General features: G+C 46.9%; 13 protein-coding genes and 1 riboswitch. Of the genes, 1 reads left to right on the top strand and 12 read right to left on the bottom strand.

Annotated elements, in window-relative coordinates; genetic code table 11:
• Positions 1 to 92 precede the first annotated feature (92 nt).
• Positions 93 to 1,046 (bottom strand): helix-turn-helix transcriptional regulator, encoded by a 954-nt coding sequence (locus BN6539_RS08525; protein ID WP_330385064.1) that lies wholly within the window; start codon positions 1,044 to 1,046, stop codon positions 93 to 95.
• A gap of 90 nt (positions 1,047 to 1,136) precedes the next feature.
• Between BN6539_RS08525 and BN6539_RS08520 the strand changes: the two genes are divergently transcribed.
• Entirely contained in the window at positions 1,137 to 1,775 is a 639-nt protein-coding gene (locus BN6539_RS08520; protein WP_067536560.1) for a type 1 glutamine amidotransferase family protein, read from the top strand.
• Positions 1,776 to 1,824: 49 nt separating this feature from the next.
• Here the strand turns inward: BN6539_RS08520 and BN6539_RS08515 are convergent, their stop codons facing one another.
• From BN6539_RS08515 to BN6539_RS08465, 11 genes are all read right to left on the bottom strand, one after another.
• On the bottom strand, positions 1,825 to 2,322 hold the full coding sequence (locus BN6539_RS08515; protein ID WP_067536557.1) for a GyrI-like domain-containing protein: 498 nt from the start codon (positions 2,320 to 2,322) through the stop codon (positions 1,825 to 1,827).
• Between the two features lie 157 nt (positions 2,323 to 2,479).
• A complete protein-coding gene (locus tag BN6539_RS08510; RefSeq protein ID WP_067536554.1) occupies positions 2,480 to 4,591 on the bottom strand; it encodes a hypothetical protein in 2,112 nt (703 codons plus the stop codon).
• A 67-nt stretch (positions 4,592 to 4,658) separates the two neighbouring features.
• On the bottom strand, positions 4,659 to 8,480 hold the full coding sequence (locus BN6539_RS22900; RefSeq protein WP_067536551.1) for a chitobiase/beta-hexosaminidase C-terminal domain-containing protein: 3,822 nt from the start codon (positions 8,478 to 8,480) through the stop codon (positions 4,659 to 4,661).
• 21 nt (positions 8,481 to 8,501) lie between these two features.
• On the bottom strand, positions 8,502 to 9,119 hold the full coding sequence (locus BN6539_RS08500; RefSeq protein ID WP_067536547.1) for a prolipoprotein diacylglyceryl transferase family protein: 618 nt from the start codon (positions 9,117 to 9,119) through the stop codon (positions 8,502 to 8,504).
• 155 nt (positions 9,120 to 9,274) lie between these two features.
• Positions 9,275 to 9,356, bottom strand: a riboswitch (cyclic di-GMP riboswitch).
• Between the two features lie 318 nt (positions 9,357 to 9,674).
• On the bottom strand, positions 9,675 to 10,121 hold the full coding sequence (locus BN6539_RS08495; RefSeq protein WP_067536544.1) for a MarR family winged helix-turn-helix transcriptional regulator: 447 nt from the start codon (positions 10,119 to 10,121) through the stop codon (positions 9,675 to 9,677).
• Between the two features lie 118 nt (positions 10,122 to 10,239).
• Entirely contained in the window at positions 10,240 to 10,665 is a 426-nt protein-coding gene (gene fabZ / locus BN6539_RS08490; protein WP_067536541.1) for a 3-hydroxyacyl-ACP dehydratase FabZ, read from the bottom strand.
• 2 nt (positions 10,666 to 10,667) lie between these two features.
• Entirely contained in the window at positions 10,668 to 11,900 is a 1,233-nt protein-coding gene (fabF, locus tag BN6539_RS08485) for a beta-ketoacyl-ACP synthase II (RefSeq protein ID WP_330385063.1), read from the bottom strand.
• Positions 11,901 to 12,372: 472 nt separating this feature from the next.
• A complete protein-coding gene (gene fabG, locus BN6539_RS08480) occupies positions 12,373 to 13,116 on the bottom strand; it encodes a 3-oxoacyl-[acyl-carrier-protein] reductase (protein ID WP_067536534.1) in 744 nt (247 codons plus the stop codon).
• On the bottom strand, positions 13,116 to 14,042 hold the full coding sequence (gene fabD / locus BN6539_RS08475; RefSeq protein WP_067536531.1) for an ACP S-malonyltransferase: 927 nt from the start codon (positions 14,040 to 14,042) through the stop codon (positions 13,116 to 13,118). The genes fabG and fabD overlap by 1 nt, the downstream gene beginning before the upstream one ends.
• Positions 14,043 to 15,074, bottom strand: coding sequence for an NAD(P)H-dependent flavin oxidoreductase (locus BN6539_RS08470; RefSeq protein WP_067536527.1), 1,032 nt, complete (start codon positions 15,072 to 15,074; stop codon positions 14,043 to 14,045).
• On the bottom strand, positions 15,058 to 15,969 hold the full coding sequence (locus BN6539_RS08465; protein ID WP_067536524.1) for a DUF561 domain-containing protein: 912 nt from the start codon (positions 15,967 to 15,969) through the stop codon (positions 15,058 to 15,060). Before BN6539_RS08465 ends, BN6539_RS08470 begins: the two co-directional genes overlap by 17 nt.
• Positions 15,970 to 16,062 lie beyond the last annotated feature (93 nt).

Raw genomic sequence — 16,062 nt, 5'->3', positions numbered from 1 at the left:
GGAAGTCAATCCTTTTGGAGTATGGGATTTTTGCGAATATTTGACGTGAAAGAGCAGTCAAATGCCACTCTCTTTTCCGTTCCTCTCTAATTTTAACTTTCATATATGGCTGCTATCTGGCGTATTCTGCGTTTCATTTCAGACCGAATATGCGACGGCTCCAAGCACTCACATTTATCCCCAAAACTGAACAGAATGTTGTAGTGATATTCGTTCTCTATAAAAGGGAAACTGACAATGTAATGTTCATCATCGTCTGGCGAAAAATCTTCATAAGAGCAAAAGTCAAGGACTCTGTCCATCACAGATTTATGAATACGGATTTTTATTTTTGTTTGTATCGTTTCTAAAATTTCTGCAAAGTCTAGATTCGGTTTTTGACAATCTCGCGGCGTAAAGGTTTCCACCTGCATTCGTAAGTCTGAAATTCGGGATAGTCTGAATAAGCGAAAATCGTTTCTTTCCTGACAATACCCGTACAAATACCAATGACTGTTTTTCAATACAAGCTGATATGGCTCGACCGTCCGTGCGGTTTTATTTCCGTGGTGCGCTATATATGCAAAGGTCAGCCGCCTCTTTTCAGACAAAGCAGTTTTAATAAGGTCAACACAGGATTGCAGATTCCTGTTTCCCATCCAGGGGCTTAAATCAATACAGATTTGATTTGTTTTTAATTCGATGTCTTTTGCTCTCTCAGCAGGAATAAAGCTTTTGACCTTCGCAAGGGCGTGTACCAGTTCATCACCTCGCATCACACCCGAGAGACTGGAAAGTCCCATCAAGAGGGCAGAAAGATCGTCAGTCGAAAAGACCTTTCTATCAATTTTATATCGCTCCATGATTTCAAAACCGCCGCCCACTCCCGATGTCGAACGGACCGGAATCCCTGCCATATTGATCGCATCTATGTCGCGGTAAATGGTGCGGGGCGATACTTCAAACATATCTGCCAGCTCCTGCGCCCCAATGCGTTCTTTGTCAAGGAGTATCATAATAATGCTGACAAGCCTGTCAACTTTCATCTGCTCACCGCCATTCATCATTTTTTGATTGTTGCCATACTGTTGTCAACAATTATATGGTACTATAAAAATACAAGCAAATCAATAAGACAATAGAGACGGAGGAAGTTTATGTATACAATCTATATTTATGTTCTTGATACCTTAGCTGACTGGGAGATAGGCTACGTTACTGCCGAGTTGCATTCTGGTCGTTTCTTCAAAAAGGATGCGCCGCGTCTATCTCTCAAAACAGTCAGCGATTCAAAATTGCCAATCCATACAATGGGCGGGCTGACAATCCTACCCGATTGCTCGATAGATGACATGGTTATAAGTGAAACAAGCGTGTTGGTGTTACCAGGTGCAGATACCTGGAATGACCCAAAACACGGCGCCATCATCGAAAAAGCAGGCGAATTTCTCTCTTTAGGGGCGACTGTGTGTGCAATCTGTGGAGCAACTACTGCCCTTGCCAGCTTCGGGCTATTGGATCATCGTCCCCATACCAGTAATGGGCCGGGCTTTCTTGAAATGTTTTCTCCTGGTTATAAAGGGCAGAGCTTCTATATAGACAGGCCCTCTGTAGCGGACAACAACCTGATTACTGCAAGTTCCACCGGGGCTTTGCCGTGGGCGAAACAAATTATCGAGCATTTGGGTGTTTTTGAAGCGAATACTTTAGAAGCCTGGTACGAATATTTCCGTACTGGAGAACCAGAACGTTTCTTTGCACTCATGCAAACTTTACCACATAGCAGGGATAACTGACAAACTAAGCAAAAGAGCATATCGTCAAATTGATGATACGCTCTTTTGGTTATTTTTCTCTGACTGCAACCCAGACTTCCACTGAATTCCCTTCGCCGTAATACTCGATATCCGGTGCTCCCGACTTCATCCTGCCTGTGAGGTAGCCTGCATTGAGAGGCTTGTAATCTGACTTGGGCAGCCACTTCGTGATGGCCATCGCCTCGGTCTTTCCGATGGTTTCCACGGTACACGAAAAGACAGCCCAAGTTGCCGCCGGCACGGTGTACACGTCCAGCCCCTCTGCTTCCTGATCGCTGGAAACTGCAATGTAATGATCGAACTTTCTCGAATCCCCCTGATCCGTATTATAGACGCTGATTCCAAACAAGCCGTAAGGCTCCTGATTCATCAAAGGCAGCAAAACAGCCTGCTGTCCCTTCTCCCGGAATTCCTTCCACTGGGCAGGAATCATCTTTTTCCCTTCTTTTCTCTTATTCGTTGTCTGTATGCGATAGCCGACGACACGAAAACTGTCCCGCTTTACAATCCTAAATGGTAACTTCATGTATGCTCCTCCTCGCTAGTTTTCTCCATTATAAGGGATATCCTCCCCCTTGTCCTCTCATTTTCGGAACCAAAACTGCGAGAGTCCTGTCCAATTTTTGCTACTGAAAAACCCGCAGAGCCGAGTCTGCGGGTTTATTAGTAGCGTTTGTATTCTATTATTTGGCAGTTCTGATCGCTTTGTTAGACCACTTGGTATAAACTTTTACACCGTCGATCTTTCTGACGCCTCTTACCTTGTAGTAGTATCTCGTCCCTTTTTTCAGAGCTTTTGTGTTCTTGTAGCTCTTCTGGGTTCCACTCTTGGTGGTGTAGAATGCCTTTGTCCCATATCCGCTGTTTTTCTTCGTAGAGCGGAATACCTGGAAGTAGTCGACCTTGTAGCCATAGCTCTTCTTCCACTTGATTGTGATGGATTTCTTCTTTGCAGAGGAAGACGCCTTGATAGTGGTAGCTTTTACGCCCGCCTTCAGTTTATCGTTCTTTGCCTTTTCCTGTGCTTTGATGACCTTGTCTGCTTCTTCAGCAGTCATGATAGCATAAGTGGAGAAATGCCCTGTGTTGAAGGTATAAGTGCCGTCAGCGTTCTTAGTTCCAGCTACCTTCGTATAGTTGCCTTTCTCGTCGATGTATACGCATACGACTTCCTTGTCCTTTAAGGCTGCCGGCAGTGCCAATGTTACCTTTACATTACCGCCCTTGAAATCGGTTACGTTGCCATTTGCAGTTACGACCTTCAGCTCAATATGGACCTGTTTGTCGTCCTCCTTTACTTTTTCAACAACGATGGATACCGTACCGGTCGTCGCTTTTTCAGCCACTGCTTCTGCAGCCTTTTGGTCGAGGACGACTTCTGCGACATCAGTTTTCACAACTACATTCGCTTCTGTTTTTTCAACGATATCTTTGACAGTTTCTGCCGGAAGGTTGATTTCTGCAGCGTTGGCATTTCCTGTCGTCTTTGCATCAATGATGATCTCTTCTGATTTGTTTTCAACAGCCTTATCCACGATTTTGTCAGCTGTAGTCTTGTCTACCGTTGCAGTTGCTTTGCCGTCCGCACCTGTTGAAGTGTTTACGTCAGCAGTCGTAGTCTTGTCACCAGGGTCATTGGTAACGTTGTCGCCAGGAGTCACTGCACCGCCGCCACTTGGTGGAGTTGGGTCTTTCTTTGTTAAGGTCATATCCTCTGTTACAGTGCCGCTCTCATTAAACTGTGTTCCTGTCAGGTTCAGTTTTTCTATGGCTTTGCTTACAGCAGTTCCGTATGGAACAGTGACAGAAGTTCCGTTATATGTAACAGTATAGCCGCCGAGAAGTTCTACGTCAAAACTTCCCTTGTCAACACTCTTTACTACATTGTTAAACATGTTCACCAGTGCTTTGATCACTTCTGCCATTGCATCATTATTACCATTGACAGCTGTTCTCAAAGCAGCTAACGGCGCATTTTCGCCTGCTGCCACATCTACATCGCTTCTGATATACATGTCTCTTTTCAGTGTTACGCTGGAACTGCTGATCTGCAGTACACTTCCCTTTGGCAGATAGATCTCTATATTTTTCTCTGCAGGTGCCGCATCAGTAGTCAGCTGCGCGTGCTCTTTAATCGTGTTTACTGCAGCGCTCAACCCCTCTGCCGTAGAAATGTTGTCAATGGTGCAGTTCCCATCTTTCTCGTCAAAGACCAGCTTTTCCTTGCCAATCTGCAGATATGCACCGTGTCCAATTATGATCTTACTGTTGTCTGCTGTTTCATTGGTGTTTGCGGTGAGCAAATCTGTGCCAGTCAGCGTCCGCCATGCGGCTCTTACGGCATCTTCTGTATTTGGAGTTGCCATCCATTTAGGGCTATCGTCATCTTTTGCAACAGTATAATCAAATACTTTATCATTCACCTTGCCGTTGATGATGCATCCGCTAAATTTCAACACATTTTCAAGCCAAACGTTCAAGTCCACTTCACTGCTGGCAAGTCCCGTGTTAAATGTCAGTTCGTGTTTTTTCATGTCCTTGATTCCCAGGCCTGCGATATTCTGCATGCCTAGTGTCACTGTAACCTGCGACTTGTCAACCTCTGTTCCCGTTACTTCTGCAACAATAGAATAGTTATCCTTTGCAGTCACTGTAGCGGTAGTCTTGCCTGACTTCAATTCCAGCTTCACTTTTTCGTCAGGTTGCATTGAGAAATCTTCGTCTGCAAACGCCATGGCTGGCATCATGCAAAGGATCATCGCAGCAGCCAGAAATAGCGATAAAAATTTCTTCATCTTTCTTTCCTCTCTTTCTTAAATGTTATAATTGATATATGCTAAAGCAATTTGCCATTAGCCGATTTTATTTAGCGGTACGCCATACCTTGTTGGAGTACCTGGTATACACGTTTTTGCCGTTTATTCTCCTAACGCCTCTCACTTTGTAGTAATATCTGGTTCCCTTTTTCAGTTTCTTGGTGTTCTTGTAACTCTTCTGGGTTCCCTTCTTTGTGGTGTAGAAGGCCTTCGTTCTGTACCCACTGTTTTTCTTCGTGGAGCGGAATACCTGGAAATAGTCCACCTTGTATCCGTAACTCTTCTTCCACTTGATTGTGATGGACCCCTTCTTCGCAGAGGAAGAAGCCTTGATGGTCGTAGCCTTCACGCCTGCCTTGATTCTTTCAATTTTCGCCTTCTCCTGCTCTGCGATTACCTTGTCAGCCTCTTCAGCTGTCATGACGGCGTAGATGGAGAAATGGCCTGTTTTGAAGGTGTAGGTGCCGTCAGCATTCTTCCTGCCTTCCATCTTGACGTAATTGCCGTCCTCGTCGATGTAGACGCATACGACTTCCTTGTCCTTCATGCCCTCAGGAATTTTAATAGTTACAGTGGCGTTTCCACCCTTGAAGTCAGTGACATTTCCATTTTCGGTTACAATCTTCAGTTCCAACTCTAGTCTATCTGCATTTTCCTTAACCTTTACAACTGCAATCGTAACGCTTGAATCTGCAGGCGCCGTTTTCGCTACCGCCGCAGCCGCTTTTTGATCTAGCTTTACTTCTGCGGCATCAGTCCTAACGATAATGTCTGCATGTACCTTTTCTACTAATTGGGATAGGGCATCAGCTGGCATCTTTACTTCTGCTGTATCTGTCTTACCTGCAGATGTGGTTGCTTCAATGGTAATCTGCTCCGAATTATGCGCTGCAGCCTTTTTGATGATTTCCTCCGCAATCGATTGTGTAATTTCTGTAACTGCAGTCAGGATACCGTCAGAACTCTCTTTTATTTCTGCTCCGATATTCACACTGGTGACCTTCTCGCCTTGATTCTCTGTATTAGTCACAATGCTCTCAGGGTTTGGCGGCGGTACAATGCCTCCGCCTCCTGGCGGCGGAATGACAGGTTGCTTTTCTCCGCAGTTTTTGCAGACTCCATTTACGTAATCATGACCGAGAGCTGCAATCGTTTCCTGTGCAACTAAGATTTCACCGCAGACACTGCAGTGCTTTCCTTCCGTTAGCCCTGTTTCTGTGCAGGTCGGCGCCTTTCCCTCGTCGATGATTTCTGTATGTCCCATTGCTTCGATGATGTCTTGTTTAATCAAGACCTTGCCGCAGACACTGCAGTGCTTTCCTTCCGTTAGCCCTGTTTCTGTGCAGGTCGGCGCTTTTCCCTCGTCGATAACTTCTATGTGTGTCGCATATCCCTCTTTTTTATCATCTTCTTTGATCGGGCAATTCAATCCTTTACATTCATGCCAGTGGGAAGTTTCATCGGACTGCCACGTTTCAGCCCATTGATGTTGGTGCGGAATCTCGATGATATATGCAAATGCAGCTACTGGGCTGACAATAGCGCCTGGCTTTATTGCGATTGCTTTTATCACAGTTGTGACAGACTTTCCTTCTTCTCCAGTAACTTGGATTGGCACTGTATACAAACTGCTCTCTGCAGTCGGCTCCGATCCGTCTGTGGTGTAGTAAATCTCTGCCCCTTCTGTCACAGTCTGCAGTGCTATCTTCAAATTGGTCTCATAGGTTCCGCTGTCAATGTCAGCACTAGGAGTCTCTGCCTTTTCCTGTTTCCATGTTCCGTCTGCATATATGATGTGCAAACCAGCCAAATCCGTTTCTGTTTCCATAAAACTTCCGTCTGCATTTTTCAATCTAGCTGGCCAGATTGGAATTTCCTGATACGTTATCGTCGTGTTTGCCTGCGTAGCCTCATATAACTTACGCTCTGGATCTGACGGTGTCACAATTTGAATCTTGCCCGTTCCTTCGCTGCTGATGATGTCAGGTCCATCTGCCGCTTCTCCAATATCTGCTTTCGTCGTATAGAATCCGCCCTTAGCGATGAGCTTTCCATTAATGTCCAGTACAGCGTCTTTCAAATCTGATTGTGTGCGCTTATATATCGTGGAAGGAGTAAATCCGACCGTCCTGAAATCAGTATTGTTAAAGACGAATTTTTTGTTGATCCAATTATCTCTGTCATATACAAACAGGGATTTGCCCTCAGCGACTTCTAAGGTCGCATTTTCAGCAACCGCTACTTCTACGCCAGGGAGCAGTTCAACTTCTTCATTAAGAACGAAGGTTCCTCGATTCACCCCAATTGACAAATTGTTTGTAATCGGCAACACGAAGTCTTCAGAAGATACTTTGATGCCTACACTCATAGAAATCGAGTTTAAAGCTGCATCTCCATAAAAATCTATGTGAAGACGGTCTGTTGTTCCATCATACCATTTTTCGATGTACCCTTCTCCCGTCAGTTCAAAGAGTCCGTCGGTACCTAAAAACGGTACAGTCACAGATTGGGTTACAATGGAAGCAGTTACCGATGTCACGATATTTTCAACTGCCCCACTATGGATCCGCAGTTTTGCCTCGATGTTCTGCACATAGTACTGCGAAAACAAAAACGTTCTATGTGCCTTATTACTTTCACTTAGCATGTTGGAGCCAGCTGTACCGCCCCTCCAGTCCATAATCTGAAAATACTCATAGACCTTTGCCCCTGCATTTGCCTCGACGACTCCGTCGCCGGTAATGTAACCATAGGCATACAAAGATGCCCCATTTTGAACATCTATTTTTCCATTCTGACCGAGAATCAAGTGACCATATGCACCGCCCGTGGTTCCAATATAACCCTGTTGTGAGCAATGCTTGGCGCTGACACTGACCGCACCGCCCGGGCTGACAGTCAGTGTACCGTTCACCGTCAGCCTGCAGTATTCACTTCTCGTCCCTGGAGTCTTCACGCTCTCTGGTTTTTCTGTATAGCAATCTCCAGCAGCATTAAAAGGTACCAGCAAAGTGACTCCATCAGGAATCGTATAGTTATCCTCCATCACGCTGTTCTGCAGCACTGTAATGGTTTTGTCAGTAGCCGAAGCATACGCTGCATCGATAGCCTCCTGCCAGTCATAATACTTGTCGTTGCCTACTTTTAGCGTCGGTGCTGTTTCTGCAATAAATTTAGCGCTGATTTTTGCATCAGTATCCGTCTTCAATGTATACGCCTGTCTCTCAGACAGAAAAATCCCATTTTGATACCAGCCAGCAAATTTATATCCTGCATCAGGCGTTGCAGTTAAAACATACCCTTCTGATGCATGTTTGTTATATGTGATTTCCTCACTTAGCGCAGTTCCATCAATAGTATAGGTTCCTTTTTCAGGCATCACGAAAGTCACAGATGGAGAAAGGTCCTGCAAAAGTTCTATATTTTGAATAGATATAGATGTCTCTACTTTGCTTGTTGGAGCAGTCAGCTCTACAGTGATTGATGCACCTGCATCCAGTTTTTTTTGAAAACGACCTGCCTTCGTAACAGGCTCTCCGTCTATCACGATAGTTCCTTTGTTTACAATGGTATAAGAAAATGCCAAGGTTGCTGTATTTGCTTTATTGTTGGTAATTGTCAGGGTTGATGTCCCCGGTACTTCACTATTACAGTTTTTTGTACCCGTTACACTCCCCTCGATAGCTGCACCCTCAGCGAACCATGTCCCACCATCTACAGAAAGTCCAATTCCCCTATCTGTCAGACCAGCGCCTTCGATTTCTGCAGCTGCAAACACTTCTGACGGTCCAATCACTGGCAGCAAGCTGAATATGAGCAGCAGTGCCAATATCTGCGCCAGTAAACGTTTCAAAATTCCACCTATCATGTTCCTTCTCCTTTTAATATCTCATCTATGACTATTTCTTCGTTTCTTCACTTCAAAATACACGGAAAACCCTATCACCACACTCAGTATTGCCCATATATGCCCATAATGGAAGAATCCCAAGATAGCCTTTTCTTCCCGCATCCATTCCACAACAAATCGGAATACCCCATATGAAATCATATAAATCGGCCATATTTCTCCTTTATGAGAGACACTGCGATTTTTGCGATACAGAACGATCAGCAAAATAATATAAAAAACTAGTTCTAGTTCCCTGGTAGGCCAACGGACAGATTCACTTCCTGGGAGAAGCATTCCGTAACAACAGCCTGAAAAGATACATGCAATTCGTGCGAATAGCAAAGTCGTAACGGTACACATGGTAAATACATCAAATACGTCACCAATCCTGCGGCGAAAGATCTTTGCTCCTGCAAAATAAAACAAAGGCAGCAAGAAGATACTTCCAAATAAACTCTGCCCGCTGGACAAAAGCGTTCCCCAGGATTCGATGCTGGCGAACAGTCTGACGCAAATCACTCCTGCAATTGAATGCAAAATTGACATGATAGGAATCATTACACCATGAATTGCCAATCGCTCTCGAAAGATCGAGAGCCAAATGCAGCCAACCATGCTTCCCAGTGTTAGACAGACTAATAGAATATTTGACTGTACCCAAAGTAACGCCATCCTCTTCCAATCACCCTTTCCGAATTACTCGTCTTGCTGCATCTGACCATATGGCAACAATAAAAAAACAGACATATAGGTCTGCTCGTCACTCGCTTGTCTGCAACTGGCTACCATCCTCTCAGAACAGGCCCTGTGGTTTTGTGCCCCGGCCTTTCGGCAGGTTTACCCATATCGTCTTATTTAGCTGCATGATATGCCAGTCATCCCCTGTTCTGTATTTTAAGAAAGGCGACCTGTCGTCGGTATGCTCTCTTGCATCACTTCTGACAGGCACCGAGGGGACAATCTGTCTAATATGATTATACCCCCCCCCGGTACATTTTTGCAAGTTGTATTGGCAAAACATTCTCTAAATTATGTTATACTAAGAATCGAATCACGCAGGGGGAGGGGGTATCCAGCGATTGCAAAACGAAAGAAATACAAAAAAATCGGCATTTTGGACATCAAAAAAGGAACAGTCGTCTATAACTGTTCCTTACGTAATTACTATTGCTATTCTTCTTCCAGCTTGACCTCCGGCATCAACTCATCGTCGATGACACCGAGAATCTCCTCCAGCTCCTTGACCTCTTCAGGTGAAAAACGCTCTCTGATTCTCTTCATCACGGTACCGATATAATCATATGTGACCCCATAAGTCTTCATATATTTATCTGTCACTTCCAGATGGTATTCTCTCTTATCCACCTCGCTCTGTATTTTGTTCACATAACCCTTTTTGATCAGGTTGTTCACTTTGTACGCAGCATTTGGCGCCGAAAGCTGGGCAAAAGAAGCAAATTCATTGATTGTCGGTCTGCCCAGAGCAAAAATCACCTCTACGCACAACACCTCCATGGATGAAAGGCTGTCTTCTGCTTTGACATTCTGATTGAACACCTTGGAATAAAGACTCATTTTAAATTTTGTATAAATGTCTGAAAAATTTTTCTCAAGCATACCTCTCTCCATTTCTACAATCCAACGACTACTTTTATTTTAGCAAAGTTTTTGATTATTTGCAATGAAACTTATGTACATTTGTTGAAGCATAGGGGAATACATTAGGCCGAATCTCCTATGTTATCACAAATGATATCTCGCCCTGGGCCGCAATTTTATCGCCGACTTTTGCCACTACTTTGCCAAAACCGACCGCACCTCTGATATCTATCATCTCACAATAGAGGTCCAACACGTCTCCTGGCACCACCTGCTGCTTAAAACGGCAGTTTTTGATTCCGCCAAAGACAGCAAGCTTACCTCGGTTTGCTGGTTCAGAGAGAATTGCTACTGCTCCCACCTGAGCCAGGGCTTCCATGATTAAAACCCCCGGCATCACGTGTTTCTCCGGAAAGTGACCTAGAAACTGCATCTCATTGGCGCTGACGCATTTGATGCCTTTGGCCCATTTGCCTACTTCCATATCAGTGATTTTATCTACCAGCAAAAACGGATATCTGTGCGGAAGGATTTCCTGTATCTGATTTGAATTTAGTTCCATTATTATACCCTCCTGAAGATAATTGATGCATTGTGACCGCCAAATCCCAAGGAATTGGACATAGCGTATTCGGTATCCATGGTACGTCCTCTGCCCGGTACGATTTCCAAATCGCATTCTGGATCAGGCACTTTGTAGCCGACCGTCGGCGGCGCAAACTGATCTGCCAAAGCAGATACGGTAAACAGCGCTTCCACAGCTCCTGATGCACCCAGCAGATGTCCTGTCATAGATTTTGTAGATGACATCAGCAGCTTTGCCGCTGCATCACCAAATGCCGATTTCACCGCTAAAGTCTCACACTTATCGTTCATCGGCGTCGCCGTGCCATGTGCGTTGACATAACCGATCTGCTCTGCGGTGATTCCCGCATCTTCCATGGCTTGCATCATACATGCCGCCGCACCGCTGCCGTCTTCCAAAGGCGCGGTCATATGGTTGGCATCACAACTGACACCGTATCCAGCAACCTCGCCCAGAATCTTTGCGCCTCTTGCCGCCGCGTGTTCATATTCTTCCAGCAAAAGCACGCCTGCGCCTTCACCCATGACAAAACCGCCTCGTTCTTTGTCAAAAGGAATAGACGCTCTCTTCGGGTCAGGTTCTTCTGAAAGGGCTTTCATAGAAGTAAACCCGCCGATGCCCAGCTCGCTGATGCAGCTCTCTGCGCCGCCAGTCAGGAAAATATCGGCGTAGCCGTCTCTGATCTGCCTGAAAGCTTCACCGATAGCATTGGTTCCAGAGGCGCAGGCTGTGACAATACAAGTGCAGCTTCCTTTAAAGCCGTGTTCAATTGCTACCATGCCTGCCGCCATATTGGTAATTGCCATAGGCACGAAGAGCGGTGAAACTCTGTCAAAACCTCTCTTGATGCCTTTGTAATGTTCTTCTTCAATAGTCGGCAGTCCGCCGATTCCACTGGAAATGTTGACGCCGCATCTGGCAGCATCTTCCTTTTCCATGGAAATGCCGCTGTGCGCCATGGCTTCTCTAGCGGCAATCAAAGCGAACTGGGTGAACCTGGCCGTCCTTCTCGCCTGCATCTTATCCATGTAGTCTTCTGGATTGTAGTTTTTTAACTCCCCCGCGACCTTCACCTTGTGATTTTCTGTATCAAAACTTTTGATCGTGTCGATACCGCAAACTCCGTTTTTGGCATTTTCCCACATCTCCGGCACCGTGTTTCCGATAGGAGAAAGACCTCCCATGCCCGTGATTACAACTCTTCTCTTCATAATATCTACCTTCTCTTATATATTCTCGTCCAAATGACATTGTGCAAACCTGTACGCAGTCGATTTTTTGCCAAAATCGCAGTTTTTTGCCAATTAGGCAAAACTCATAGAAATACTGAAATTTCAATCATTACAGCAATTCAGCCTTCTCATTCAAACGCCATACCCATTGGAAACACTTGTGTACAACAGTTTTTCCAAAAGCCCGAAAAATCGCCTATTTAGCAAAAATCAACCCGCTGAAATCTCCGGCAAAGAAGACTGCCAAAACAAACTCAGTCAACTTTCCCCGCAGTAAGCAGGAAGTGTTCCGCGCCGATTCTTCGGGTCGAACGTAGCGATTTCGCACCGCAAGCGAACTGATGCTTTGGCTAAGGAGCTGCCGTCGTTTCGGCAGTTCCTCCAAAGCACAGGAGCGGGGGCTGAAATCCCAGTGAGACACGTCAAATCGGCGCGGAATTTACTTTCCTGCTTACATCATGCACATGCCGCCGTCAACACAGATTACCTGTCCGGTAATATAACCAGACTGGTCTGCTGCCAAAAACTTCACCGCATTGGCCACATCCTCAGGGCTTCCCAAAGAACCCTTTGGAATGGATGCAATCAGCGAAGAAACTGCCGCTTCCGGCAAATCAGCTGTCATATCTGTAGCGATAAATCCTGGCGCTACTGCATTGACCGTAACGCCGCGGGCGGCAATCTCACGTGCAAAGGATTTTGTCATACCGACGACTCCCGCTTTGCTGGCCGCATAATTGACTTGGCCGCTGTTGCCCATGAGACCTACCACGCTGGCCATATTGACAATGCGTCCAAATCGCTGCTTCATCATGATCCGGCTGACTGCTTTCATCATCAGGTAAGTACCGCGCAGGTTTGTTGCGATGACCTGATCAAAGTCCTCGTCAGACATTCTCATCAGAATGTTATCGCGAGTGATGCCAGCATTATTGACTAAGATATCTACTGTTCCGAAGGCTTTTACTGTTTCCTCAACCAAACGGCTGCAGTCCTCAGATAAAGCCACGTTCCCGCGGACAAGCAGGGTCTGAACGCCAAATTTTTCGCATAGCCTGGCAGTTTCCGCTGCCGCGTTTTCATTACCTGCATAATTGATTACGATGTTAGCGCCTTCTTCGGCTAAGGTCAGAGCCACTGCTCTGCCGATACCGCGGCTGGCGCCTGTCACGATTGCTGTCTTTCCCTGCATCATTACTGTTCTCCCTTCAGCGCTGCTAATACGGCCTGCAGACCTTGATAATCCTCTACATTCAGGCACTTGATCTCCTTGCAGGTCTTGCGCACAAAGCCGGATAACGCTTTGCCCGGTCCAACCTCAATGATGGTATCGATTCCGGCTTCTGCCATGGTCTTGATGGTATCTTCAAAATATACGCTGTTTGACACCTGGCGAACCAATAAGTCCGCTATCGTTTCCGCTGCCGTTTTTTCACGCCCAACTGCATTAAAGATGACAGGAAACCTCATGGCGCTAAATTCTGTATCAGAAAATACCGATTCCAGCGCTTTGCCTGCCGGCTCCATAAATACGGTGTGGAACGGTCCGCTGACAGGCAGCGGCACACAGCGGCGGGCGCCTTTTTCTGAAGCCAGAGCTACACATTTGTCCACTGCCGCTCCTTCTCCGGCGATTACAATCTGTCCGGGGCAGTTGTAGTTGGCAATCTGTACCACACCCGCATCAGAGGACAAAGCACAGCATTCTGCCAAAGCCTCGCGGTCAAAACCCATAACAGCGCTCATTTTACAGTCGACGCCCTCTGCCGCTTTATGCATTTCCTGGGCACGAAGACTGACCAAATTTATGGCTGTTGCAGCATCAAAAACTCCTGCCGCGTGAAGCGCGGAGTATTCTCCCAGACTCAGACCTGCCGTCATGACAGGCTCTACGCCCGCCTTCTGCAATTCTGCCATAACACCTGCTGCGAAAGCGACCATGATGGGTTGGGTGTAACGCGTATCGGAAAGGGCTTCCATCGGCCCCTCAAAAGCGATCTGTCGCTGCTGCTCCGACAAGATATCAAATACCTGCCGGAAAGCCTGGCAATTCTCATATAGATCTTTTCCCATGCCCACAGCCTGGCTCCCCTGGCCGGCAAATAAAATTCCTAATTTCATCTATCTGCTCCATTCTGAAGACAGTTCTTCCATCAAGGCTTTGACAGTAGTCATTTCATTGATCCTGCCCACATTGCCCCCGCAGAAAAAAAGTCCTTCTTCGTAGTTTCCATAATATCCTTCAATCAAGGCCTTATTGATGCAATATGGCGTTTCAGCCGGATTGCAGGTATGAATACAGCCGATACAGGTTTCCGGTCCAAAGCGCCGGCCGTCTGCAACCTTTTCCATCAGCGGTGTTCTGATTCCTCTGCCCGGCATTCCCACAGGGCTTTTTAAGATCATTACGTCATCGGCAGAGGCGCCGAGAATCACATTTTTAAACCCTTGGGTCGCATCACATTCTTCACAGGCGATAAAACGCGTCGCGATCTGCACACCCCTGGCCCCTGCCGCGAGACAATTCCGTATGTCTGCACAGTCGAAGACGCTGCCGGCGGCAAAGACAGGGATCTCCCCGGCCTCCTCCACCACACCTGCCAAGATCTCCATCAAAGGAGGGGCACTGCCGCTCTCCACTTCCTCTTGGGAGAATCCTAAGTGACCGCCGGCCTGGCTTCCTTCCACTACGAAGAAATCAGGCTCATGTCCGTGACGTTTTCCCCACATTCTGCGCAGAGTCTTTGCCGCTCTGCCGCTGGAAACGATGGGTGCGATGAGCACATCAAAGCCCGCCGTCAGTTCTGGTAATTCCAAGGGCAGACCGGCACCCGATATGACGACATCAATGCCGCACTCACAGGCCAGGCGCACCATATCTCCAAAATTGGTGGTTGCCACCATGGCGTTGATAGCGATCAGTCCCTTTCCTTCAGAAATGTCACGCGCTTTTTCAATTTCCTTGCGCAGTGCGCGCCGATCCGCCTCTTCTGCATTCTGCCAAAAATCCGCCTCTCTAAAGCCTATGTTTGCCGTAGAGATGACACCCATACCGCCTTCTCTGGCGACAGCTCCGGCCAGTCCTCCCAGAGAAATGCCGACGCCCATACCGCCCTGAATGACAGGGACTCTCAATTTATCTAATGTTTTCATATTCTCTTACCATGTTCTCCAGTATTGTTCTCACTGGCAGAATTTCTTTCACCATGCCGCTGACCTGACCGGCCATCAAAGAACCATTCTTGACATCTCCATCCACAACGGCTTTCCGCAGAGAACCGAGAGTGTATTTCTCCAGTTCCATCAGGCTTGCCCCTGCTTTTTCCTGCTTGACGTATTCTCGCGCCATAGGATTCTTTAGGATTCTGACCGGCGCCCCGCCGATTCTGCCCGTCACGATGGTGTCGTTATCCCTCGCTTTTACTACCGCTTCTTTATAGTTTTGATGGATCGGACACTCGTCGCTGGCCAAAAGGCAGGTTCCAATCTGGACGCCGCTGGCGCCGAGGACAAAAGCCGCCGCCATCTGCCTGCCGCCGGCGATGCCGCCTGCTGCAATGACGGGAACATTGACCGCGTCGCAAATTTGCGGTACCAGAGCCATAGTCGTTAATTCACCAATGTGCCCCCCGCTTTCACAGCCTTCAGCCACGATGCCGTCGGCACCCAGGCCGGACAGTCTCTTGGCCAAAGCTACAGAAGAAACTACGGGGAACACTTTGATGCCTGCGTTTTTCCAGCTTTCCATGTATTTTCCAGGATTGCCGGCGCCAGTAGTAACCGCCGCAACTTTTTCCTCGACAACGATTTCCGCCATCTTGTCAGCGTCGGGATTCATCAGCATGATGTTGACGCTGAATGGTTTGTCAGTCAGAGACTTGCACACTTTTATGTGCTCTCTCAAGGTTTCGGCGTCCATGCCGCCGGCTCCGATGGTCCCAAGAGCGCCGGCGTTTGACACCGCTGCAGCAAACTCACCTGTTGCAATGTTTGCCATACCGCCCTGAAAAATCGGAAATTCTATATTTAAAAGTTCGTTAATTCTCATACTTGTATTTTCCTTTGTCATTTTTCGCTATATCTTAATCTGTCTTGATTTTAGTACGCTGGCTGCTCACCTATCGCGCAGCCTTTACTGGAC

The organism is Emergencia timonensis, assembly GCF_900086585.1.
Classification (GTDB): Bacteria; Bacillota; Clostridia; order Peptostreptococcales; family Anaerovoracaceae; genus Senimuribacter; species Senimuribacter timonensis.
Note: the sequence above shows the minus strand (reverse complement) of the source record. Positions and strands in the feature narration are given on the sequence as shown.